Annotated in this window: 15 protein-coding genes and 1 tRNA gene; 9 read left to right on the top strand and 7 right to left on the bottom strand. The window is 65.4% G+C overall.

Annotation, left to right across the window (positions count from 1 at the left end; genetic code table 11):
• Positions 1 to 2: 2 nt before the first annotated feature.
• Both ACSU1L_RS08635 and ACSU1L_RS08630 read right to left on the bottom strand, forming a co-directional pair.
• On the bottom strand, positions 3 to 9,017 hold the full coding sequence (locus ACSU1L_RS08635; RefSeq protein WP_439255443.1) for a metallophosphoesterase: 9,015 nt from the start codon (positions 9,015 to 9,017) through the stop codon (positions 3 to 5).
• A 246-nt stretch (positions 9,018 to 9,263) separates the two neighbouring features.
• A tRNA-Leu gene (locus tag ACSU1L_RS08630) sits at positions 9,264 to 9,346 on the bottom strand.
• 248 nt (positions 9,347 to 9,594) lie between these two features.
• On the opposite strand from ACSU1L_RS08630, the gene ACSU1L_RS08625 reads away from it, so the two are divergent.
• Genes ACSU1L_RS08625 through pknB form a run of 7 tightly spaced genes read left to right on the top strand, consistent with a single transcriptional unit; the run spans position 9,595 to position 18,532 of the window.
• Positions 9,595 to 10,287: an FhaA domain-containing protein gene (locus ACSU1L_RS08625; protein ID WP_439255442.1), complete on the top strand. Its 693-nt coding sequence runs from the start codon at positions 9,595 to 9,597 to the stop codon at positions 10,285 to 10,287.
• Positions 10,288 to 10,292: 5 nt separating this feature from the next.
• Entirely contained in the window at positions 10,293 to 10,811 is a 519-nt protein-coding gene (locus ACSU1L_RS08620) for an FHA domain-containing protein FhaB/FipA (protein ID WP_439255603.1), read from the top strand.
• 7 nt (positions 10,812 to 10,818) lie between these two features.
• Positions 10,819 to 12,144 carry a PP2C family protein-serine/threonine phosphatase gene (locus tag ACSU1L_RS08615; protein WP_439255441.1) on the top strand — a complete coding sequence of 442 codons (1,326 nt, stop codon included), beginning with the start codon at positions 10,819 to 10,821 and terminating at the stop codon, positions 12,142 to 12,144.
• Entirely contained in the window at positions 12,141 to 13,526 is a 1,386-nt protein-coding gene (locus ACSU1L_RS08610; RefSeq protein ID WP_439255440.1) for an FtsW/RodA/SpoVE family cell cycle protein, read from the top strand. Before ACSU1L_RS08615 ends, ACSU1L_RS08610 begins: the two co-directional genes overlap by 4 nt.
• On the top strand, positions 13,526 to 14,980 hold the full coding sequence (locus ACSU1L_RS08605) for a peptidoglycan D,D-transpeptidase FtsI family protein (RefSeq protein ID WP_439255439.1): 1,455 nt from the start codon (positions 13,526 to 13,528) through the stop codon (positions 14,978 to 14,980). The genes ACSU1L_RS08610 and ACSU1L_RS08605 overlap by 1 nt, the downstream gene beginning before the upstream one ends.
• Positions 14,977 to 16,773, top strand: coding sequence for a protein kinase domain-containing protein (locus ACSU1L_RS08600; RefSeq protein WP_439255438.1), 1,797 nt, complete (start codon positions 14,977 to 14,979; stop codon positions 16,771 to 16,773). The genes ACSU1L_RS08605 and ACSU1L_RS08600 overlap by 4 nt, the downstream gene beginning before the upstream one ends.
• 46 nt (positions 16,774 to 16,819) lie before the next feature.
• Positions 16,820 to 18,532, top strand: a complete 1,713-nt coding sequence (gene pknB, locus ACSU1L_RS08595; protein ID WP_439255437.1) for a Stk1 family PASTA domain-containing Ser/Thr kinase — start codon at positions 16,820 to 16,822, stop codon at positions 18,530 to 18,532.
• Here pknB and ACSU1L_RS08590 read toward each other — a convergent pair.
• Genes ACSU1L_RS08590 through ACSU1L_RS08580 form a run of 3 tightly spaced genes read right to left on the bottom strand, consistent with a single transcriptional unit; the run spans position 18,520 to position 20,142 of the window.
• Positions 18,520 to 19,182, bottom strand: coding sequence for an anthranilate synthase component II (locus tag ACSU1L_RS08590; protein WP_439255436.1), 663 nt, complete (start codon positions 19,180 to 19,182; stop codon positions 18,520 to 18,522). The genes pknB and ACSU1L_RS08590 overlap by 13 nt on opposite strands.
• Positions 19,179 to 19,334, bottom strand: coding sequence for a hypothetical protein (locus ACSU1L_RS08585; RefSeq protein WP_438252446.1), 156 nt, complete (start codon positions 19,332 to 19,334; stop codon positions 19,179 to 19,181). The genes ACSU1L_RS08590 and ACSU1L_RS08585 overlap by 4 nt, the downstream gene beginning before the upstream one ends.
• A 10-nt stretch (positions 19,335 to 19,344) precedes the next feature.
• A complete protein-coding gene (locus tag ACSU1L_RS08580; RefSeq protein WP_438252445.1) occupies positions 19,345 to 20,142 on the bottom strand; it encodes a class E sortase in 798 nt (265 codons plus the stop codon).
• A gap of 78 nt (positions 20,143 to 20,220) precedes the next feature.
• Here ACSU1L_RS08580 and ACSU1L_RS08575 point away from each other — a divergent pair, with 78 nt between their 5' ends.
• On the top strand, positions 20,221 to 20,460 hold the full coding sequence (locus ACSU1L_RS08575; RefSeq protein ID WP_438252444.1) for a cell division protein CrgA: 240 nt from the start codon (positions 20,221 to 20,223) through the stop codon (positions 20,458 to 20,460).
• Between the two features lie 156 nt (positions 20,461 to 20,616).
• Here ACSU1L_RS08575 and ACSU1L_RS08570 read toward each other — a convergent pair whose 3' ends face one another.
• Both ACSU1L_RS08570 and ACSU1L_RS08565 read right to left on the bottom strand, forming a co-directional pair.
• A complete protein-coding gene (locus ACSU1L_RS08570) occupies positions 20,617 to 21,504 on the bottom strand; it encodes a rhomboid family intramembrane serine protease (protein WP_438252443.1) in 888 nt (295 codons plus the stop codon).
• A gap of 25 nt (positions 21,505 to 21,529) precedes the next feature.
• Positions 21,530 to 22,087, bottom strand: coding sequence for a peptidylprolyl isomerase (locus ACSU1L_RS08565; protein WP_438252442.1), 558 nt, complete (start codon positions 22,085 to 22,087; stop codon positions 21,530 to 21,532).
• 156 nt (positions 22,088 to 22,243) lie between these two features.
• Here ACSU1L_RS08565 and ACSU1L_RS08560 point away from each other — a divergent pair, with 156 nt between their 5' ends.
• On the top strand, positions 22,244 to 22,738 hold the full coding sequence (locus ACSU1L_RS08560; protein WP_438252441.1) for a DNA helicase: 495 nt from the start codon (positions 22,244 to 22,246) through the stop codon (positions 22,736 to 22,738).
• Positions 22,739 to 22,743 lie beyond the last annotated feature (5 nt).

Raw genomic sequence — 22,743 nt, 5'->3', positions numbered from 1 at the left:
TCTCACTCGACTCCGCCTCGGAATCGACGGAGGTACAGCAGGATGCCAGCAGCACCCAGCGCCAAGGCGAGTGCGATCATCACCCAGATGGCGAGCGCCGGCCCGGTGAGCGCCAGCGGGTCTCCGTCGGATCCGGACGGATCCGACACCCCCGCCCCCTCACCGTCGCCCGCCCCAGACGAACCGTCGCCGGCTCCTGGCCCTGTTCCTGGGTCGGTCCCAGGGTCGGTCCCAGGGTCGGTCCCAGGGTCGGTCCCCGGATCCGTGCCAGGGTCGGTTCCCGGGTCCGTCCCCGGATCCGTCCCAGGATCGGTCCCAGGGTCGGTTCCCGGATCCGTGCCAGGGTCGGTTCCCGGATCCGTGCCAGGGTCGGTTCCCGGGTCCGTGCCCGGATCCGTCCCAGGATCCGTCCCAGGATCCGTCCCAGGATCCGTCCCAGGATCCGTCCCAGGATCCGTCCCAGGATCCGTCCCAGGATCCGTCCCAGGATCCGTCCCAGGATCCGTCCCAGGATCGGTCCCCGGATCCGTCCCAGGGTCCTGATCTGCTGTGACGACGAAACTGGCCGTCGCGCTGCGGGTGACGTGCCCGGCCCCATCCGTGAGCTCGACGTACCATTCGTGCGTGACGTCTGCCGGCACGACAATCGTCTCGATAGCAGCAGCCCGCTGCAGCGCGGTACGCGTAGTCGCGTCCTCGGCGTTGATCCGGATCTCCGCGTGCTCTGCCCCTACGAGCGAAATCGGATCTCCGATGGCTGCGGGCACTCCAGTGGAGAGAGTCACCGCATCGGCTGACAGGGTCCGCGTCTGCGTACCTCCCAGATCGAGCTCGAGTACGAAGTTCTCCGAGTCGTCACCGTGGAAACCGGGGACGACGTCCTCCGAGATCGGGGAGTGCCAGCGACCATCCGACGTCCATGACTCCAGCCATGGAGAGTAGGTGTTCACGTAGAGCAGCCCGTTCTCGGCGTCGACACTGAGGTTCTTGAGGAACTCATGTCCACCCCACGGCCGGGTCTGGTAATCCGTGAGGATTCCGTACGATCGCGTCCCGTGATCTGTCTCGCGAGCCGCCACGTAACTGCCCGAGTTGTGCCCGGCGAGCACGAGCGCCACGTTGGGGTACGGGTCAACGAGCAAGTCGTTGATCCGGGGATTGCTGTACGGGTCAGCCGTGTCACGCGCCTGCATGTAATCGTGCGTCGCAAGGATGATGGTGTGCTCTGGGTGCGCCTCGATCACGCCGCGCGCCCAGGCGATCCCCGGATCATCGTCGGTGTTCGCCGACCAATAGCTCAGCGACAGGAAGAGCAGGTTCGCCCCATCGATCTCGGCGGTGTAGAACGAGTTGTCGATGTCGTAGCTGTCCCCGAATGTGAACGGGGTTCCTTCCAGACCGTCCTTCATCCGGTCCATCGGGAAGTACTTCTCCAGCATCAGTCGCCCGTTGCGCTCCTCCGAGTAGTCATGGTTACCCCACGACACCATCAGCGGAATGCCCGCCTCCTCGAGAAGTCGTGCCGACGGTTCGGCCGCCTTCCACTGATACTCATCATCCAAGTACTCTCGGTTCACCCAGTCGCCCGCATGCACGACGAGTTCGGTCTTGCGCTCATCCGCGTTGTCGACGATGTGCTCGAACATGTCCGTCATCATCCATGGCGTCGACTCCGTGTAGAGCTGAGTGTCCGGCACGTGGTTGAATGCCCAGTCGAAGTCCGAAGCATCCGGATGCTGCTCGTAGACGCGCTCGCCTCCCCACGGCTCTTCGACGAGGCCGCGCCAGATCAACATGTCGATCGTTCGCTCCGGTCCGACCGCGTTCTCCGCCGCAGTGGCATCGACATCGAGCTGAATCTGCGCTCCTGAAGCCTCCGACGCGGAGTCCTTGAGGATCCAACGGGCCGCTCCGTGGTCCCACACCCATGCCGAGACGCGTCGGTCATCCCCGGTGCCCGACCATGTGAGGTGAAACGTGGGCTGGGCGGCCTGCTCCTCCGAAAGAGCGACCGTATAGATCTGGAACGGGTTCGCGTCCATTCCTACCGTCGTCGGCAGATAGTCCGCGGCTGGTTCACCCGAAGCAGGGGTGAGAGCCGTCGGCACACGATCTTCGGTCGATCCCACTCTGACCGAAGTGTTCTCTTCAACGAGCGGGACAGCCGCACTGGTGAAGAACTGGGCATCGACCGGCTCCCGGTTGTCCGCCTGCGGCGTAGCTCGGAGCGTGACGCCACCCGCCGCTGCGCTCTGCTCGAGTCGCGGGGCGAGCGGGGCGACGGTGTCAGAGATCGTGAGCACGATCTCGTCAACAGCCGGCTGCTTCCCTCGTACGGACGCGCTGAAAATGACGGCCTGCTCGCCGAGCGCATACACGGGCACTTCGATCTCGAACTCCCCGGCATCGACGCTCTCGCGATATATCTCCTCGCCGGCGACCTCCACGCGCACAGTTGCCCGCTCGCTCAGCACACCCGTGAACGTGGTGTTACCGGCCTCGATCACCGTGCCGTCACGCGGACTGCCGAGCGCGATGACGAGTGCGTCTTCATCCTTCGCCGTGCGCTCACCGTATGCGATCGCGTCGCCGAAGTAGTTGTCGTATCGGAAGGATTCGAACTCCGGCACGAACGGAATGCCAGCGATCTGCACCTCATCGATGTTCCCGCGGAACGGCGATACCGCCCGCGCGTTATCGCTATGGAAGTCGCCGATCGTGGTCGATACACCGAAGTCGGACAAGGTCGGTCGCTTTTCCGCCATGACCTCGCTCTGCTGCACTCCGTCGACGAACACCGCGTACGTCATGCCGTCGTAGTGCTGCGTGACGAGGTGCGGTTTGCCGTCGGCGGGCACGGTCGCACCGAAGATCGAGCTCCCCAGGCGCGCAGACACGCTGCCGCCCGCGGCGTCAACCGCCTGCACGAAGGCAGAGTCGTCTTCACCGAGACGTCCCTTGGTCACGACACCGGCAAGACCGGACATTGCTTCGAGGTCCTCAGGTGTGAACGAGTAGATTCCGCTCACCGAGAGGTTCGCGAATCCGCCTCCGAGGTCGCCTGCGTAGTCGAGCCGCGCCCCGTCGAATCGGCTTTCACGCGTGCCCTGATCCGTGACCTGCGCGCGCAAGTCACTGCCCGAGAGAGTTCCGGTGGCGTTTCCTGTCGAGTCCACACGCTTGCCGCCGGCTGCGAGATCGCCCGCGAAGTGCTCTACGAGGGCGTAGCCGCCGCTCCAGACATCCGTCGGGTCATTGTTCTCGGAGCCACCTCCGAAGTAGGCCCACACGACGGGGGCGCTGAGCCGCGCCAACTCTGGCAGCTTCACCCACACGGTCGAGACCGATCCGGGCTTCCAGTGCTCCACCTCGAATGACAGTGGCACCGCGTTCGCATCGGTGAAAGCGATCTCATCGGCCTTCACATCCGGAGTGTCGACCAGCGTGAGCCGGACCGGGACATCCGTGAAGTCGCGCTTGGTGTCATTGCGCACAGTGATCGGCTGACGCTCAGTCGCCTCAGCATCCGCCCACGCGACCGTGCTGCCGTCAGTGTTGGCCAGGCCCTGGATCTCGCGCAGACGTTGCTCTGCTGCCTCGAGCCTCGCGATGTCGAGGACGCCGTGTTGCGCGGACGTGAGGGCACTGACTGCCGCGCGCACGTCACCGATCCGCTCGGCGTGCACAGCGCTGACCTGCTCGACCTCTGGCAGCTCGGCGATCTGTGCGGCGACCTTCTCGACCTGGCGATCGATGCCGAACCCTTCGACCCGGCGAGGGCTGCCGCCATCGGTGATGTGGAATGTCTCGACAGTCAGTCGGTCGGCAGTGACATCGACAGAGCTGAATGTCTGCGCGTTGGGCCCCTGACGCGGAGTACCCAGACGATCGAACAGCCCGAGGTAGGCCTCCAGGTCGAACAGCTCTGACTCCGCGACCTGTGAGTAGCGCTTCGCGCCCGCCTTGTTCGGTGTGAAGTACAGCGTCCCATCGGGAGAGACGGAATACTCGATGCGCACGCCGTTGACGACCTCAGTGAAGACGGTCGTTTCCACGGGCTCGGCAGCCATCGCATCATCCGGCGACGACGCGAGCACCTTGGTGCGGGAGAAATAGTGGTCATGCCCCTGCAGCACCAGGTCCACGTCGAGCTCATCGATCACCGGAACCAGCTTCTGGCGCAGCGCGTGCACGTCAGCGTCATTGACGTGGCTCGCGGCGGTGTAAACGCCCTTGTGCATGACGAGGATGAGCCACTCGGCACCACTGATACGCGCCGTGCGTGCGTCCTCCTTCAGCCAGTCCAGCTGGGCGTCCGAAATGGCCTGCCCGGCATCCTCGTTCGTGTTCAGCACCATGAAGTGCGCGTTGTTGTAGGTGTACGAGTAGTACGCGCCGGTGGTGGTGTCCTGCCCGTTCGGATGCTCGAGCGTGAAGTGGTCGACGAATGCGCTCTGCGTGTCTTCGTGGTTGCCCGCCGCCGGGGCGATGGTGGTGCGCAGCAGTCCGTCCTGCGACGTATCGAGCAGATCGATCCAGTCCCGTTCGATGTGTCCGTCCTGCACGACATCGCCGTTGTGGACGACGAACTCCGCGTCGGGAACGGAGTCGAGCGCCTTGCGCAGAGTGGCGGCCGAGAGCTCCGCTTCCTGGCTCGCCTTCGCCTGCGTGTCCGTGAGGTTGATGAAGCTGAAGTCGCCCTCGCCAGCGGGGGTTTCGAACGTTCCGGTGCCGCTCCACAGGCCCGTGTTCGAATCGCCGACCCGGTAGTAGTAGGTGTTCCCCGGCTCGAGGCCGGTCGCGACCGCCTGGTAGACGCTCTCACCGCTGGCGGTCTTGCGGACCTCGGCATCCGTCTGCACCCGCGTGCTCGATGCGAACCCGCTGTCGGCGCTCACAATGACCTGGGGCGCGTCGGTATCAACGAGCTGGTACCAGGAGAACCCGCGCTGCGTCTGGGGATCGCCCGCGAAGGTCGTGGTGATGCGGTTGGGCATCTGCTCAGGCAGCAGGTGCTTCACGAAAGCACGACGATCGGTCGGGTCCCACCGCCAGCCGTCCATGAAGTCCCACTCGAGCCCGTCGTAGGTGCCCCGGTCCATGAGCGTGGAGAGGGTTGCATCGTCACCGTGTCGGCCTCGCTCCCCCGGCCCCGTAACGGTGCCGCCGGCGACGTCGATCTGCTGGGATGCGATGTTGCGCAGGGCCTCGCCCGCCGATGCCCCGACGACCCGTCCGGCGAACTCATCGCCGCTCTGCGGGTGTGAAACGGTGCCCGCGAGCACGACGTTCCGTGACACCGTGCTGGCTTCCGCGCTCGTTCCGACCACAAGCGCGGCGCCCGAAGTCTCGCCGGTCGCGGTGACGGAGCCTGCCACGAGGTTCTCGCTGACGTCGGCGCCTGCGCCTGCGGTGCCGATGATGACAGCCGGTGACAAAGCCGTCACCTCGGCGGTGATGTCATTTGTCGTGACGCGAGCATATGAGGCCATCGCCACCAGGCCAGCAGCCGTCTGGGAGTTCGGCGCGTTGATGGTCGTCTTCGTCATCGTCGTGCTTTCGACGACGGCCGGGCGATCCGCCGTGCCCGTCGCGCTCACGACCAGGCCAGATGCTGCGGCACCGTCCTCGGGTGCGACCGTGACGCCTCGAAGGATGAGGCCACGTACCGTACCGGACAGGTGACGGATGAAGCCGAGCGACGTCGAGGTCGCGCTGGGCGCGTAAACGATATTCGAGATCGTGTGACCGTGACCGTCGAACGTGCCGGAGAAGGTGTCGAGTCCCACGAACGGTGCGTGATCGACGAAATCGAGATCACCGGTGAGCATGACGTGCACGGGCCCGCGGAGGGTGGGGTCGCCATTGTTGGAGCCATTGGCGAGGAACTCCAGGTCTTCGATCCCGCGCACCTCGAATGGGGTGCTCTCCGTGCCGGCGCCGAACAGATAGGCGCGCTCGGGAACAGGATGCTGCAGCACATCGTCCCAGCGCCAGGCCGAGCTGAAGTCCCAGCCGAGCCCTTCGTAAGTGGACTTCATCGCAAGATCGGTGGCTGGCACGGATGTTCCGTGCATGTTCGCCTCCCCAGGCGACGACGGAATCTTCCCTGCGACGCGGATCCCCTCGTCTGCGAGGTTGTTCTCCATGACGTACCCGGGGCTGCGGTGGACCGCCGCTACGCGACCCGGGGCCACGTCGGTGCGACCACCGCGATAGGCCACCTCACCGCCGATCAAGACGTTCTCAGAGAAAGTGGACACGGGTCCTTCGGAGTAGCCGCCCTGGTACGCGACAACCATGGCACCGTATGCACGAGCACCACCCGACTCGACGTGGGCGCGGACGAGGTTGTTGCGCACCTCGATCCCGAACCGGGCATAGCCGACGAGCGCTGCGGGATAGCGAGCGCTGTCGTAGGTACCGGTCACCCAGTTGTTCGTGATGCGGACGCCGTTCTGCGCGTCGGCCACGAGGCCAGCGACGTACGCGTTTCCCGTCTGGAGGTTGGCGCCGAGCACGGCGTTTCCATCAAGAACCGTTCCGTCGCGCGCATCGAGCGCGATTCCCGCGAGCCTGACGTCCGCGGGATCGCGGACCGCGAGCCCATCGATCGTGAGGTTCTTCACCGTCGCACCCCGCAGGGTCCGGAACATCGCCAGCCCGTCCTGCGACCCAGGGGCCCAGGTGATGTTGTAGATCTTGTGACCCGCGCCGTCGAATACGCCGCTGAACAGGTTGATTCCCGTGAAACCCCCGCCCGCGAAGTCGATGTTCGCTGTCAACCGGAAGTTCCGCACGGCGTACGTGCTGGCATCCTCATTGATCGCATCCTGTGCACGCACAAGGTGGTCGGCCGAAGCGATCTGGTACGGATCGCTCGGCGTGCCGACGCCCTCAAGTCCGTCAAGCGTGATCGGGTCCGGTTCGACCTCGGGAAGGGGGACGATCGGCGTCGTGGTCACGCCCGAAAGCACGGGCACTGGATGCTGCGATGCGTCGTCCCAGCGCCAATGGCTGTCGAAATTCCAGCCGAGAGCCTCGTACGTCTCGCGCTTCGACAGCTCGGCGTACGACGTGTCGGTGCCGTGCATGTTCTGCTCGCCAGGCCCTTCGACCTGCACACCCGCCAGGGTCACTGCGGTGTTCGCGAGGTTGCCGTCGATCACGAACCCCGGTGTCCTCGGCATGGCGATCACGCGTCCGAGTTGAATGCCCGTACCGCCGTTGTCGTAGGTGACCATGCCGGAGTGCACGACGTTCCCGGTGATCAGGGTGTCGCCAGCGCCCGCAGACATCGCACCTGCATACGAGAGCACCATGCCACCGTGTGCACGAGCACCGCGGGAGTGAACGATCGCTTCGACGAGGTTGCGAGTGATCTGCACGTCGTTGTGCGCGTAGCCGACGACTGCTCCCGGGTAACGTGCGCTGGCGAACGTGCCATGCACGTGGTTGTCGGTCACGACGGTGCCGGACTTCGCATCGGCGACGATGCCCGCGGTGTACTGGTGCCCTGACAGCAGGTCCGCGTTGCGCACGGAGTTGCCTTCCAAGCGCGCACCGTTCTCGGCGAGCACAGCGATGCCAGCGACGCGCGCACTGGCCTTGTTGTGCACCTTCAGCCCATCGATGGCCAGATCGCGCACGGTTCCCCCATCGAGAACGCGGAACAGACCGCGCTCGTCAGTGGACCCGGCACCGTAAGTGATGTTCGTGAGTACGTGTCCTGCACCGTCGAAGACTCCGGAGAACAGGTCGATGCCCGGAAATTCGTTCCCGCCGTAGTCGATGTCCGCTGCGAGCACGACGTGCGCGCTCTGGTAGGAATCCGGCTCGCTGTTGATCGCCGTCGCTACCGAATCGAGGTTCGCGGCGGTACGGATCTGAAGCGGGGCCTCTTCTGAGCCATCTCCGGTGACACCGGAGATCGGTCCCTCGGGGAGTGACTCGAAGGCTCCCGGGTTGGGGTGCCTCAGGACGGAATCCCAGCGCCACGGGCTGGAGAAGTCCCAGCCGAGCGACTCATACGTGGCTTGGACGGCAAGGTCGTCGGCTGAGGTGGCAGTGCCGTTCTTATTGAACGGACCTGAGCCTTCCGGTGCCTGACCATCCAAGAGAACGCCGTCATTCACGAGGTTGTTCTCGGTGAGGAATCCTGCCTCACGCGGGCGCGAGAACACTCGGCCCATCTCCACTTCGTCGCCTCCGCTGGCGATCTTCACTGATCCGCCGAGAACGACGTTCTCCGCGATCCGGGTGACCGGATTCAGCTGCGAGTTCGCGTTACCGGCGTACGCGGCGACCATCCCACCGAATGCACCAGCACCGGTGGTCGCGATGTCGACCCGCACGAGGTTCTTCGTGATCTCCACGCTCTTGCGCACATACCCGGCGATGCCCGCTGGATAGCGGGCACTCGTCACCGACGCATCCACACGGTTTCCGGTGATCACGGTGTCGGTGTCGGCGGTCGCAGCGATACCGCCCGCGTAGTCGTGCCCCGTCGAGAGCACGGCACCGCGGACCGCGCTGCCCTCCACTCGAGCGCCGTTGATCGCGTCGACAGCGATGCCCGCCACGCGCTGTCCGTCGTCGCTCTGGCCCACTACCCCGTCGAGACCGAGATCATGAATGACACCGCCGTCAAGCGCACGAACGAGGGCGAGTTCGGTGCTCGCGGAACTGGGGACGTAGACGATATCGCTGATGGTGAAGCCTGCGCCGTCGAGGACTCCCGTGAACCGGTCGATTCCAGGGAAAGCACGACCCTCGTAGGCGATGTCTGCGGTCAGCTGGTAGTACGCACCGGCATACGCATCTGCATCCGCGTTGATTGCTGACGCCATCGCGTCGAGTTCTCCCGCCGACCCGATGAGGTAGGGCACGTCAGCGGTACCGTCACCGCCGACTCCCTCCAAAGGCCCAGCGGCGTAAGCCGGTACGACCGGTGCCGCGATGAGCGCGCCGACGAGAAGGACGGCAGCGGTAGGACGCAGCAAAGACTGAAATGACACGGAGTTTCCCTCGGGATGCCGATTCCGACGAGTCCGCGCCAGGAATCGGGGTGCTGGGAAAACGCGCGGACGTCATCGAAACAACCAGCACCGGATGACTCAGCCGTGACCGGAAGGTGAACGCGCGAGATCCTGCTGTTTCCTTAGAAGAAGCTCCGATGGTGTATCGCGCGTGGGGCTATAGGCATCCAGAAACGAAAAGGCCCGGCTCCTAAAAGGAACCGGGCCAGTCGTATTTCATTCGCGTGCGCGAGGGGGGACTTGAACCCCCACGTCCATAAGGACACTGGCACCTGAAGCCAGCGCGTCTACCATTCCGCCACTCGCGCGAGCGTCTTGCTCCGAAGAACTCAACTTCACAACAATATCACGCGATTTCCTCTGCTCCGAACCATAGCGGCGGCCACCAGCATCCGCCCGTCAGACCGCGAGAAACACCCTGCTGCATGAGAAACGTGCTGCCACGCCCTGTCTCGTGCTGGAAAGTGTTTTTCGCGGCCGCGACGCCCCACGCGGGCACACATCCAGCTCACCTGGCTACGATGTGTCTACCGGTCAGCCATGCCAGAGGAGCCCAGTGGGACTACTTGACAGCTTTGAGAAAGGTCTTGAGCGCGCCGTAAACGGCGCATTCGCCAAGACCTTCCGCAGCGGCATCCAGCCGGTCGAGATCGCCTCGGCCATCCGCCGTGAAGCTGACATCAAGGCCGCCGTCGTCAGCCGCGACCGCATCATCGCCCCCAACAGCTACGTCGTGCGCCTGAGCGCCGACGACTTCGACCGGATGCACGCGCTCGGCGGAGCACTCACCGACGAATTGCACGCTCTGCTTGACACCCACGCGAAGTCACAGGGCTACAGCTTCGCCGGCCCCGTCTCGATCGCACTCGAAGAGGACGAAAAAGTCGCCACCGGCACCGTGCGCGTCAACTCCGGAACCGTCGAGGGCCGCGTCAGCTGGCAGGGCGTCATCGATGTCGAAGGCCATCGTCATTCCCTCACCCGCGCCCGCACCGTCATCGGACGCGGCAGCGACGCCGACATCACCATTTCGGATGCCGGATCCAGCCGCAAGCACGTCGAAATCCTGTGGGATGGTGAACGCGCCATGATGCGCGACCTCGGTTCCACGAACGGCACGAAGGTCAACGGCACCAAGGTGCGCGAAGCGCCGCTGCCCACCGACACCACGCTCACGATCGGTCGCACCGACCTCGTCTTCAGAATCGTCCCCGTAACCATGGATCGCACGTCGGGAGTGAATCGATGAGCGAACTGAGTCCGTTGGTCCTCCTGCTGCTGCGCATCGGCTTCCTCGTGCTGCTGTGGTTCTTCGTGTTCGGCGTCGTCTACTCGCTGCGCGCCGACCTGTTCGGCGTGAAGGTGCGAAAGCTTCCCGCCGAAGTAGCACCCGCTGGCCCCGCCCCGGCCTCGGCACCTGCCCCGGTCGCACCGCGACCGCAGTCGACGCCGCGCACCACGGGAGCTGCCACCACCAGCACCGTGTCCAAGCTCGTCATCACCTCCGGTCCCAAAGCCGGACTCGAGCTTCCCCTGGGCACGCAGCCGATGACCATCGGCCGCTCCAGCGAATCCGGCCTCGTCATCCGCGACGACTACACCTCCAGCCACCACGCGCGCCTGCTGCTGCGCGGCGACACCTGGATCATCCAGGACCTCGACTCCACGAACGGCACCTTCCTCGCCGGAGCGCGTGTGAGCGGAGCTCCGGCACCCATCAGTATCGGCGACCCCATCAAGGTGGGCGCCACGACGTTCGAGCTGCGAGCCTGACGCGGACATGGTGTTCGAAGGCTCGAGTGCCGCGATCTCCCACACCGGGAAGATCCGCTCCAACAACCAAGACTCCGGCTTCTCCGGCGACAACCTCTTCGCCGTCGCCGATGGCATGGGCGGCCACGCCGGCGGTGACGTCGCATCCACGATCACGATCCAGCACCTCGAACGCCTCGACCGGGCCTATGAGAGCACCGATGACGCGCAAGCATCCCTGCAGGCCGCTGTCACCACGGCAGCAGGCGACCTCATCCGTGCCGCCAAAGAGCGCCCGGAACTCGCCGGCCTCGGCACCACCGTCAGCGCGATCATCATGGTCGACGATCACGCCGTCATCGGCCACATCGGCGACTCGCGCATCTACCTCTACCGCGACGATGCACTGACCCAGATCACTGCAGACCACACCTTCGTGCAGCGGCTCGTCGACTCCGGCCGCATCACCCCCGAAGAGGCCCGCTACCACCCGCGTCGCTCCGTGCTGATGCGCGTGCTCAGCGATATGGACCACGATCCAGAGCTCGACCTCTTCGTCATGCCGACGCTTCCGGGCGATCGCTGGCTGCTGTGCTCCGACGGGCTCTCCGGCGTCGTCGACGAAGTACACATCCTCAAGGCCATGCGCCTGGGCCTTCCCCCCGGCCGCACCGCCGACAACCTGCTCAAACAGGCCCTCGACGGCGGCGCACCCGACAACGTCACCATCGTGCTCGTCGAAGTCGGCGGTGCGCACCCGCTCTCCTCAGGACCTGCCACCATCGTCGGTGCAGCAGCCACTCCCTCCGGTGTTTTCATCCCGGCCGCTCGCGCCGCCCGCACGAACTGGCTGCACCCCGTGCGCCAGGCCGCGAACGAGCCCTCGCACTTCGAACCGGACGACGATTACCTCGAGGAGCTCATCGAAGAAGACCGCCGACGCGCGAAGCGTCGACGGATCGGCTGGATCGCCGGGCTCATCGTCTTCCTGCTCGCTCTCACCGGGGCGGGCATCCTCGCCTACAACTGGACGCAGACCCGTTACTTCATCGGCGCCGACGAAGACAGCGTGGTGATCTTCCAGGGCGTGCAGCAGAGCATCGGTCCGATCTCGCTGTCCACCGAGCTCGAAGACACCCACATCCTGCTCGCCGATCTGCCGCCGTATCAGCGTGCCTCCGTCGAGCGCACGATCAACGCCCGCTCGCTCGCCGATGCGATGGCGATCGTCGACCGGCTGCGCGCCGGCGCTGAAGCCGTCGTCGGCGAACCGCTCCTGCCCAGCCCCACACCGACCCCGGAGCCGACCACGCCTGCGCCCGCACCCACGACTGACGGGGAGGATGCCGGATGAGCGCCGACGTCGCCGCCGACACCGCGGTCATCAAAGCCCTGAAGCGGATCCGGATGCCGCAGACGCAGCGCAACCGGGAATTCTGGCTGCTGCTGTTCGCCTGCGCGATCAGCGGTGCAGCACTCACGCTGGTTCAGTTGGGCGCGCTCAAACTCATCGATCCGTTCATCCTGTTCATCGGCGGGGGGCTCGCGGTTCTCGCCTTCGCCCTGCACTTCGTGCTGCGGTTCGTGGCATCCGATGCTGATCCTTTCGTCCTGCCGATCGCGACCCTCCTCACCGGTCTCGGCATCGCGATGATCTACCGCCTCGACATCGCCGAGCACCTCACCGGATGGGCGGCGTACTCGACGAAGCAGCTGGTCTGGACGGCGATCTCCCTCGGCGGCGCCATCGCCGTGGTCATCCTGCTGCGCAACTACCGGGTGCTGTTCCGGTACACCTACCTGTTCGGCCTCGCCGGCATCCTGCTGCTGCTGCTGCCGTTCGTGCCGGGACTGGGCGTCTCCGAAGCGAACGCCGATGTCTGGGTGTCGCTCGGCGGACTGTTCTCGTTCCAGCCCGGTGAGATCGCCAAGATCTGTCTGGCGATCTTCTTCGCCGGCTATCTGGTGCGCACCCGCGAGAGCCTCACCTCGGTCGGCAAGTCCTTCCTCGGGATGACCTGGCCGCGGATGCGGGAGCTCGGACCCGTCATCGTCGTCTGGGTGATCTCACTCGGCATCATCGTCTTCCAGCGCGACCTCGGCACCGGAATGCTCATCTTCGGCATGTTCATCGCCATGCTCTACGTCGCCACCGGCAAGACCAGCTGGGTGCTGATCGGGTTGACGCTCGTGGCGGCCGGAGTGTTCGTCGCCACGCAGATCCTGGCGTACGTGCGCGGCCGCTTCACCAACTGGCTCTTCGCCTTCGACCCCGAGATCGTCGACCCGCAGGGCCCCGGATATCAACTGGTGCAGGGCATCTTCGGCCTTGCACACGGCGGCCTGATCGGCACCGGGCTCGGCCAGGGGCGCCCCGACATCACCCCTCTCGCCCAGAGCGACTACATCATCCCCAGCCTCGGCGAGGAACTCGGTCTCATCGGCCTGTTCGCGATCCTCTGCCTGTACATGGTGTTCGTCAGCCGCGGTGTGCGCATTGGTATCGCAGGTCAAGATGACTTCGGCAAGCTGCTCTCGATCGGCCTGTCGTTCACGATCGCGCTGCAGGTGTTCATCATGGTCGGCGGCGTCACCCGGGTCATCCCGCTGACCGGTCTCACCACGCCCTTCCTCGCCGCCGGTGGATCGTCGCTGGTCGCGAACTGGCTCATCGTCGCGCTGCTGCTGCGCATCTCCGACGGCGTTCGCCGCCAACCCCGGGTGGTGATCGGCTGATGACGAAAGAACTCCGACGCCTCAGCATCGTGATGCTGTTCATGTTCCTCGCGCTGTTCGCGGCGACCAGCTGGATCCAGGTGGTCGAGGCCGAGAACCTCGCCCAGGCCGACCGCAACACCCGCTCACTGCTGGACAGCTACGAGATCCAGCGCGGGTCGATCATCGCCGACGGTACGCCGATCGCCTATTCGGTGCCGTCTGAGGACGAGTACCGCTACCAGCGCATGTATGCCGACTCTGCGATGTGGTCCAGTGTCACCGGGTTCTTCAACCCGGCATTGCAGTCATCCACGGGCATCGAGAACGCACTGAACGCGGATCTGTCCGGTACCGGCGCAGGCGCCTTCTTCGCCGAGATCGAACGCATCGTCTCCGGCCAACCGCAACGCGGATTCAGCGTCGAACTGACTCTGGATGCTCCGGCTCAGCAGGCGGCGTTCGAAGCACTCGGCGACCTGCAGGGCGCCGTCATCGCGATCGAGCCGGCAACGGGCCGCATCCTCGCGATGGTCTCCAGCCCTGGGTACGACGCGAATCAGCTCGCCGTGCACAGTGCCGGTCAGGCCGAAGCGGCCTATGACGCTCTGGATGCCCAGAAGCCGAACCCGCTCATCAACCGTGCGCTCGGCGAACTCAACCCGCCAGGGTCCACGTTCAAGGTGCTGGTGGCCGCTGCCGCATACGAGACGGGCGAGTGGACCCCGCAGTCGACGCTGCCGAACCCGGCAAGCTACACACTGCCGGGAACGTCGACCGCCGTGCACAACGCGTGGAACGGCACCTGCGGACCCGGCGCGACGGTGACGATCGCCGAGGCCCTCCGCCTCAGCTGCAACATTCCCATGGCGCAACTCGCGGTCGAGATCGGCAACGCCGCGATCTTCGAGACGGCCGAGAAGTTCGGGTTCAACCAGAGTTTTGAAACTCCCCTCGTATCTGCCGTGTCGAGCTACCCGCGTGGCCTCAGCGCCGACAAGACGGCTCAGACCGGATTCGGGCAGAGGTCGGTCACCGCGACGCCGCTGCAGGTCGCCATGATCTCCGCCGGCCTCGCCAACGATGGCGTGGTGATGAACCCTCGCCTCGTGGATGCTGTGATCGGCAACGACCTGTCGGTGGTCCGTGAGTACGAGAACACCGAGTTCGGCCGGGCCGTAGATACTGACGTCGCCAAGAATGTGACCGATTCCATGGTGGCCAGCGTCACAAACGGCGCCGCAACGGGTGCAAGAATAGACGGGATCGACGTTGCCGGTAAGACGGGGACGGCCGAACACGATCCAGACGATCCGTACACACTGTGGTTCACCGGTTTTGCACCGGCGAACGATCCGCAGATCGCTGTAGCGGTCGTCGTCGAAAACGGCGGCGGAATGGGACAATCGGGAACCGGCGACACGCTCGCCGCCCCGATCGCGAAGAAGGTCATTGAGGCGGTGCTTTACAAATGAGGCCGACGCAGGGTGTGTCGTTCGGTGGTCGATACGAGCTCCAGTCGCGTATTGCGATCGGTGGGATGGGCGAGGTCTGGGAAGCGACAGATCACGTCATCGGACGGACCGTCGCCATCAAGATCCTCAAGGACGAGTACATGGGGGATCCGGGGTTCCTCGAGCGCTTCCGCGCCGAGGCCCGGCACGCCGCACTCGTCAACCATGAGGGCATCGCGAGCGTGTTCGACTACGGCGAGGAGAACGGCAGTGCCTTCCTCGTCATGGAACTCGTCCCCGGTGAAGCGCTGTCGACAATTCTCGAGCGCGACGGGGCACTGAGCGCCGACAAGACGCTCGACATCGTCGCCCAGACGGCATCCGCTCTGCAGGCAGCGCACGCAGCCGGTCTCGTGCACCGTGACATCAAGCCGGGAAACCTGCTGATCACCCCGGATGGGCGCGTCAAGATCACCGACTTCGGCATCGCCAGAATCGCCGATCAGGTACCGCTGACCGCCACCGGGCAGGTCATGGGCACCGTGCAGTACCTCTCTCCCGAGCAGGCCTCCGGCCACCCGGCGTCGCCGGCGACGGACACCTACTCGCTGGGCATCGTCGCGTACGAGTCTTTGGCCGGCAAGCGTCCGTTCACGGGCGAATCGCAGGTCGCGATCGCGATGGCGCAGATCAACGAGCAGCCTCCGCCGCTGCCGCCGACCGTGCCGATTCCCGTGCAGAACCTGGTCATGGCGATGATCGCGAAGAAGCCGGCAGATCGACCTTCCTCCTCGGCGACGGTCGCCCGTGCGGCGCAGGCTCTGCGCCGCGGCGATCTGAACTCGGCAGCAATCGCTGTTCCGGCGATCGCCTCCGGCGGAGTCGCGGCAGACGACGCCACCCGCATGCTCACGGCCACGGGCGATGACGGTGCCACGCGCATCCTCGCGACCACCGCCCAACTGCCCGCAGGCGGCGACGACGAGGTGCGCCCGAAGAAGAAGCGCAGTCCCTGGACCTGGCCACTCATCGCGCTCATCACGCTGCTGGTGATCGTGCTCGGCGGCACGGTCTTCGCGCTCATGGATCAGGGTGAGACGCCGGGACCGGCGCCCTCGTCTTCCACGCCACAGACCCCGAAGCCCGAACCGAGCACGCCCGCCCCGACGCCGACACCGACGCGCGTCAACGTCGACTCCCTCGGGCTGACCGGGCTGACCTGTGATGAGGCGACCGCGAAACTCAGCGAGAACGGCTTCACTTCCACCCTCGTCAGCTGCATGCCCGGCGACCCAGCCAGCACCGATGAAGACGTCAACAAGGTCTACGAGGTGGCCCCGGGCGGCAACGTGGCAGTCGACCAGACGATCACCCTCACCCATTACAGCGGCCGCACCCCACTGACGGCGCCCAGCGATGTTCCGATGATCAACGGCAACCCGAGCGAAGTCGAGGCGGGCTCGACCGTGACCATCACCTGGGGTGCCGGGTTCTCGTGCCCCAGTGGCACAACCGTGGCCGGATACACCCTGAATCTGAAGGAGGGGGCGACATTCGCCGACGGATCGGGACCCTCGTTCGGGGCGGACGTCCGCAGCGTTCAGGTGATCGTCGCCGAGGATGCAGAGCGGATGATCGTCTCGTACGCCGGCATCTGCAGCGGCGGCGGCGAACCGCGCACCTCGGACGACTCGAACGACCTCTCGGTCACGATCGCCCAGCCGGAACCGGACCCGACACCGACCACCGGTCCGGAAGAGGGCGGCGCCGGAGATAAGAACGAGTCGAACGGAAACGGCGCCAAGACCGACTGAGGGTAACCTTAGTCAATCGAGGTCACCAGCCCAGGGGGAATCTTCAGTGTCCACAGAGCCACGCATCATTGCCGAGCGCTACCGCGTGGACGAGCTCATCGGCCATGGCGGGATGGCAAAGGTCTACCGCGGCTACGACATCACGCTCGGTCGCGAGGTCGCGATCAAGATTCTTGACCCGGATCTCGCTCGTGACACTGCTTTTCGCACCCGGTTCCGCTTAGAGGCGCAGTCGGCATCTCGCATGTCGCATCCGTCGATCGTTCGCGTTTTCGACGCGGGCGATCCGACCTCTGCCGGTGACGGTGCCATCCCCGCCGGCGCTCCCGGCAGTGAGCCGTACATCGTCATGGAGCTCGTGCAGGGTCGGCAGCTGAAGGACATCATCGCCGAGGGGCCGGTTTCCACCGAGGATGCCCTCCGCTACATCGACGGCATCCTCGAAGCCCTGGACTACTCGCACCGCGCCGGCGTCGTGCACCGCGACATCAAGCCCGGCAACGTGATGGTCACCGACAAGGGCCAGGTCAAGGTGATGGACTTCGGGATTGCGCGCGCGGTCTCGGACTCGTCGTCGACCGTTGCGGAGACGACCCAGATCATCGGGACGGCCGCGTACTTTTCACCGGAGCAGGCCAAGGGCGAGCCGGTGGATGCCCGCGCCGACCTGTATTCGACCGGCATCGTGCTCTACGAGCTACTGACGGGTCGTCAGCCGTTCCGCGGCGAATCACCGGTGGCGGTCGCCTACCAGCACGTCAGTGAGACGCCGGTGCCGCCCACCGAGGTCAATGAAGACGCACCCGGCGCGCTCGATCCGATTGTTCTTCGTGCGCTGGCCAAGGATCCCTATCAGCGCTATCCGGATGCTGCGAGCTTCCGCGCTGCGCTCGACAGCGCGGTGGCCGGCAAGGCTCCCACCAAGAAGCAGCTGGGCGCGCTGACCAGCGAGTTGTACGGACCGTCGCCGCGTCAGGCGCAGGAGACTGCCCGTTCGCTGCGTCAGCTCAGCACCGACACGACGATGGCGCGCACGCAGTCCGGACCGCCGGTGGTCTGGATCTGGGCCGGTGTCGCTCTGCTTGCGGTACTGCTGGTGTCGGTGCTGCTGTGGGTTCTGCTGATGCCGCGGGGCGAGCAGATTCCCTCTTCGTCGCGCATCGTGCCCGATCTGGTCGATGTCTCCGCCCAGCGCGCACAGGACGACCTCGAAGACCTCGATCTGCTGTGGACGAGCGTGTCCGAGCAGAGTTCCGAGATCACCGAGGGGAATGTGGTGCGCACCGACCCCGCCGCCGAACAGACGGTCGAGGTGGGCCAGACGATCACGCTGTATGTCTCTGCCGGTGCGGAGACGGTGCTCGTGCCGCCGCTGGTCGGACTGTCGCAGCAGGCGGCCTCCGCAGCTCTCGAGGCCGCGGGTCTGCAACTGGGCAATGTGATTCCCAGCAACGATGCCGACAGTGCCGCCGAAACCGTGCTCGAGACGCAGAACGTGCAGGAGGGTGATGAGGTCGCCCCGGGAACGATCGTGAATCTTGTGGTCGCCAGCGGCCGAATCGCGCTGGCGGATCTGACCGGTTACACCATCGACGGCGCCACAAAGGCGCTCGAAGCTCAGGGACTCACGCCGCTGCCGACAGCTGTCGGCGAGTGCAACGCTGACAAGGGCGAGGCGCCCAATACGGTGCTGACGATGTCTTTGGCGCCGGGCGATGTGCCGGTGCACTCAGAGGTTGAGCTGCGCTACTGCGAGTGACGGGCAGGCAGGGCGCTCAGCCCGACTGACGCCTGCTCGGCATCGAATGCCGAACCGCCGGCGATCGCAACCTCAGCAAGCCAGTTGGCCAACAGCCGGTAGCCGTGCTGGGTGAGCACGCTCTCCGGGTGGAACTGCACCCCGCGGATTGGCAATTCGCGGTGGGCCAGCGCCATCACCGTGCCTGATCGCGTCCGCGCTGTGACGACCAGTTCTGGTGCGAGATCGTCCGCCGCGAGAGCGAGGGAGTGGTAGCGCCCGACATCGAAGGGCGCGGGGATGCCGTCGAACAGGGCGGATCCGTCATGGCGCACCTCAGAGACCATGCCGTGCATGAGCTCCGCGGCCTCGGTGACCGCGGTGCCGAAGGCGACGCCGATCGCCTGATGCCCGAGGCACACGCCCAGAAGCGGAGTCCTCGCGGCCGCAGCGATCTGCACAACGGCTACGGAGGCGCCGGCATCCTCGGGTCGACCGGGGCCCGGCGAGAGCATCACCGCATCGAAACGGGGCAGAAGACGCGCGAAGCCTGCTGCGGTCTCGGCATCCGCCTCGATCATCTCGGTCTCGGCACCGAGCTGGTGCAGGTAGCCGACGAGGGTGTGCACGAAGCTGTCGTGGTTGTCGACGACGAGCACCCGCACGCTCACTCCAGGTCGACCTCACCCGGGGTGATGAGCGGGCTCACCCAGGGGAACACGTAGAAGAACAGCCCGTACAGGATTGCGGCTACCGCGATGAGCAGGATCAGCACCCGCAGCCACCACGGGCCGGGCAGGATGCGCCAGATTGCTGCGTACATCAGATTCTCCTCACCACGACGGGGTCGCGACTTCGTCGACGGATGCCATGGATTCCGGGGCGCCCTCGGCGCGGGGCTGGAAACCTTCGAAAACCGCGTAGCCGACGATCCGCTCGGCGAGCGAGTACAGCGGCGAGCACGCGGTCAGCGTCAGATAGCGCTCACCCGTGACGGCCCCGGGTACCTGCGGTACATCCAGGAGCACGTCGACCTGATCGGGCTGGACGTACTGGAGCGTACGGAAGCGGTACGTGTACCAGCCCTCCTGCGTTTCGACGACGATCGCGTCGTCCAGCTTCAGCTTGTCCATGCGGTTGAGTGGGAAGCCCCAGGTCGTGCGGTGGCCGGCGACGGAGAAGTTGCCGACCTGACCGGGCATGACCGACTGGTTGTAGACGCCGATCCAGCCGTTGTCGAGGGTGACGGAACGGCTGGTCCCGCCCGCGATCTGCACGTTGTAGTCGTCGCCGAACCGCGGGATGCGCATCTGCGCGAGGTATTCGCCGCTTTCCGGATGCTCCATCAGCGGCGGCTCGTACCAGGTCTGACCGGTGGTCTCGTCTTCGATGACCGGCGGAGGCTCGGGCGGAGGAAGCTGTTCCCACTCCTGGGTGACCGCTTGGCCCTCGCTGTTGCTCTGAGCGCTGATGATGATGTCGCCGATCCACATCTGCCAGGCGACGAACAGCAGAACCAGCACGCCGGCTGTCAGCAGCAGTTCGCCGAGAACGCTGGTGAAGGTGGCCTGTGGTGCACGACTGCGCCGTCGGTGATCACGCCGGGTCAGCGGCACGGCGGAGGCAGTCATAGGGGTGATCTTATCTCTCGGTGATGAACGTGAACCCGAGAAGAGAATGGATCGGCCTGTGATGGGTAGAATGACCCCATGGCACGTGACCGCAAGAATGAAGAACCCGTCGTCGAGCGCGCGGAGGGCGAACAAGCCCCGAACGCCGCATGGTTCAAACCGGTGATGCTGGGCTTCATGCTGCTGGGCCTCGCGTGGATCCTCGTCTTCTACATCTCGGGGATGCAGTTCCCGATTCCGGGTATCGACTCCTGGAACCTGGCCATCGGCCTCGGCATCGCCATGATCGGCTTCCTCATGACCACCCGCTGGCGCTGACGCCGCATCCAGATTCTTCGAAGGGCCTCCGCGGTGCGGGGGCCCTTCGTGCATGTCGCCCAGAGTTATCCCCAGAGTTATCCACACCTGGGGAGAATTACACGGTTGTTATTCACAGGGGTGGACAACCCTGTTAACAACTCCTGAACTGGGCTGTTAAGTCAGAATCAGCGGAGCGACGAGGAACACGAGCGCCAGCAGCACCAGGGCCACGGCGATCAGCAGCAGGATCTGCCAGCGCCGCTGCGAACGCTTGCGGGTGCGCAGCACGATGAGGCCGACCAGCGCGCCGACGACAGCGCCGCCGAGGTGCGCCTGCCAGGCGATGTTGAAACCGGGAACGAATCCGATCACCAGGTTGATGCCCAGTAGCACGAACAGGCCGGTCATGTTCGCACCCAGATGGAGCCCGATCACCAGCAGCGCGCCGAACAGCGCGAACACCGCGCCGGATGCCCCGACGGTGACGGTGCCCGGGGCGATGAGCCCGACGGCGACCGAGCCGCCGATCGCGCCCAGCACGTAGAGCGCGAGAAAGCGCCAGCGACCGAGCATGGGCTCCAGGCTCCGGCCGATCATCCACAGCGCAAGCATGTTGAGGCCGATGTGCCAGATGCCGCTGTGGACGAGTGCAGCGGTCAGCAGGCGCCACGGCTGGAACGGGGCACCGGAGAGTTCCGGCAGCAGATAACCGATCCAGAACTGCAGCCACGCGGTGACATTCAGGCCCGGCACCAGTTGCAGCAAGCCGACGAAGCCCGTGACAGCGATGATGGCGTAGGTCATCATCGGTTTGCCGGACTGCACGGCCGTGATCGTGCTGCTGCGACGGCTGCCCCACTGGCGCTGCGCACGCTTCTGCGCCGGGGTGCGGCCCTTGCGCTCGGCCTTCATGCACTCCGGGCAGATGACGCCGACCGGCGCCTGGGTCTGGCATTCATGACAGACGGTGCGCATGCACCGCTGACAGAGCACGAAGCTCTGCCGATCCGGATGGCGATAACAGTAGTTCTCGCGATTGCTGGTGAACTCAGGCGTAGTCATCCGGATCGGCCAGTACTGACGTGGATCAGACGGCGGCGATGTCGACCGACTGCAGGACGACATCCTCGATCGGGCGGTCACCGGCACCGGTCTGCACCGCGGCGATCGCGTCGACGACCTTCTTGGAAGCGTCATCGGCGACCTCGCCGAAGATCGTGTGCTTGCCCTGCAGCCACGGCGTCGGGTCGGTGGTGATGAAGAACTGCGAGCCGTTGGTGCCCTCGGCCTTGCCGGTGATGGCGTTACGACGCTGGCCGGCGTTGGCCATGGCGAGGATGTAGGGCTCGTTGAAGTTGAGCTCCATATTGATCTCGTCGTCGAAGTTGTAGCCGGGGCCACCCACACCCTGACCGAGCGGGTCGCCGCCCTGGATCATGAAGTTCGGGATGATGCGGTGGAAGATGACGTCCTTGTACAGGGCGCCCTCGCCGGGCTTGCCGGTGGCGGGGTGCGTCCAGTCCTGAGTTCCGTCGGAGAGACCGACGAAGTTCTTGACGGTCTTGGGTGCGTGGTCACCGAAGAGGTTGATGACGATGTCGCCGTGGTTGGTGTGCAGAGTTGCAACGTGAGAGTGCTGAGCCATGCATCCATTCTCGCAGAGCTTCATATGACTTCGCTCGTGGCGGACGATGACGTTAGCGTGGAGAGTAAGAGTTGACAAGGGTCGGAAATTCCAGCCCGCAATACAGACTCGTCTGGCAAGATGGGGAACCCATACGCCAATGGACAGGAGAGCATCGTGAGCCTCACCCGCAAGCGGAAGAAAGAACTGCGCCGTCTGCAGAACGACGCCAATGAACTCTGGGAGTCTCAGCAGGTGCTTGTCGGCCACGCTGCAGACGTTGCCCGGGAGGCAAGTCGTCAGCTCGGCAACCTCGGCCGCGAGCAGGTTCTCCCGGTCGTGCAGGACACCTACAATCGCCGCTTCGCCCCGACAGTCGACCGCGGACTGAAGCTCGGCCGCCAGGTCGTTGACGACAAGGTCGTCCCGATCGTCGGCGGCGTCGTCGGCACTGCGCTGTCGGCGTGGGATGTCGCGAACGCAAAGCGTCAGGGTCTGTCGTTCTCGCATCACCCCGCCCCGAAGAAGAGCGGCCCCGGTGTCGGCTCGATCATCGCGATCGTTCTCGGTGCTGCCGCCGCAGCCGGTGTGCTCTACGCCGCCTGGCAGGCGCTGCGCGCGGATGATGAGCTTTGGGTTGCTGACGACCCGCTCTCCGCTCCGGACGCGTGAGTCCG

The organism is Microbacterium sp. A94 (assembly GCF_051842855.1).
Lineage (GTDB): Bacteria > Actinomycetota > Actinomycetes > Actinomycetales > Microbacteriaceae > Microbacterium.
This window is presented reverse-complemented; position numbering and strand designations above follow the sequence as displayed.

What these genes read in the sequence shown, in the direction of transcription:
- ACSU1L_RS08615 (WP_439255441.1), top strand. Translation starts at nt 10,819, where the DNA reads ATGGTGTTCGAAGGCTCGAGTGCCGCGATCTCCCACACCGGGAAGATC.
- ACSU1L_RS08610 (WP_439255440.1), top strand. Translation starts at nt 12,141, where the DNA reads ATGAGCGCCGACGTCGCCGCCGACACCGCGGTCATCAAAGCCCTGAAG.
- ACSU1L_RS08605 (WP_439255439.1), top strand. Translation starts at nt 13,526, where the DNA reads ATGACGAAAGAACTCCGACGCCTCAGCATCGTGATGCTGTTCATGTTC.
- ACSU1L_RS08600 (WP_439255438.1), top strand. Translation starts at nt 14,977, where the DNA reads ATGAGGCCGACGCAGGGTGTGTCGTTCGGTGGTCGATACGAGCTCCAG.
- ACSU1L_RS08585 (WP_438252446.1), bottom strand. Translation starts at nt 19,334, where the DNA reads ATGTACGCAGCAATCTGGCGCATCCTGCCCGGCCCGTGGTGGCTGCGG.
- ACSU1L_RS08580 (WP_438252445.1), bottom strand. Translation starts at nt 20,142, where the DNA reads ATGACTGCCTCCGCCGTGCCGCTGACCCGGCGTGATCACCGACGGCGC.
- ACSU1L_RS08575 (WP_438252444.1), top strand. Translation starts at nt 20,221, where the DNA reads ATGGCACGTGACCGCAAGAATGAAGAACCCGTCGTCGAGCGCGCGGAG.
- ACSU1L_RS08570 (WP_438252443.1), bottom strand. Translation starts at nt 21,504, where the DNA reads ATGACTACGCCTGAGTTCACCAGCAATCGCGAGAACTACTGTTATCGC.
- ACSU1L_RS08565 (WP_438252442.1), bottom strand. Translation starts at nt 22,087, where the DNA reads ATGGCTCAGCACTCTCACGTTGCAACTCTGCACACCAACCACGGCGAC.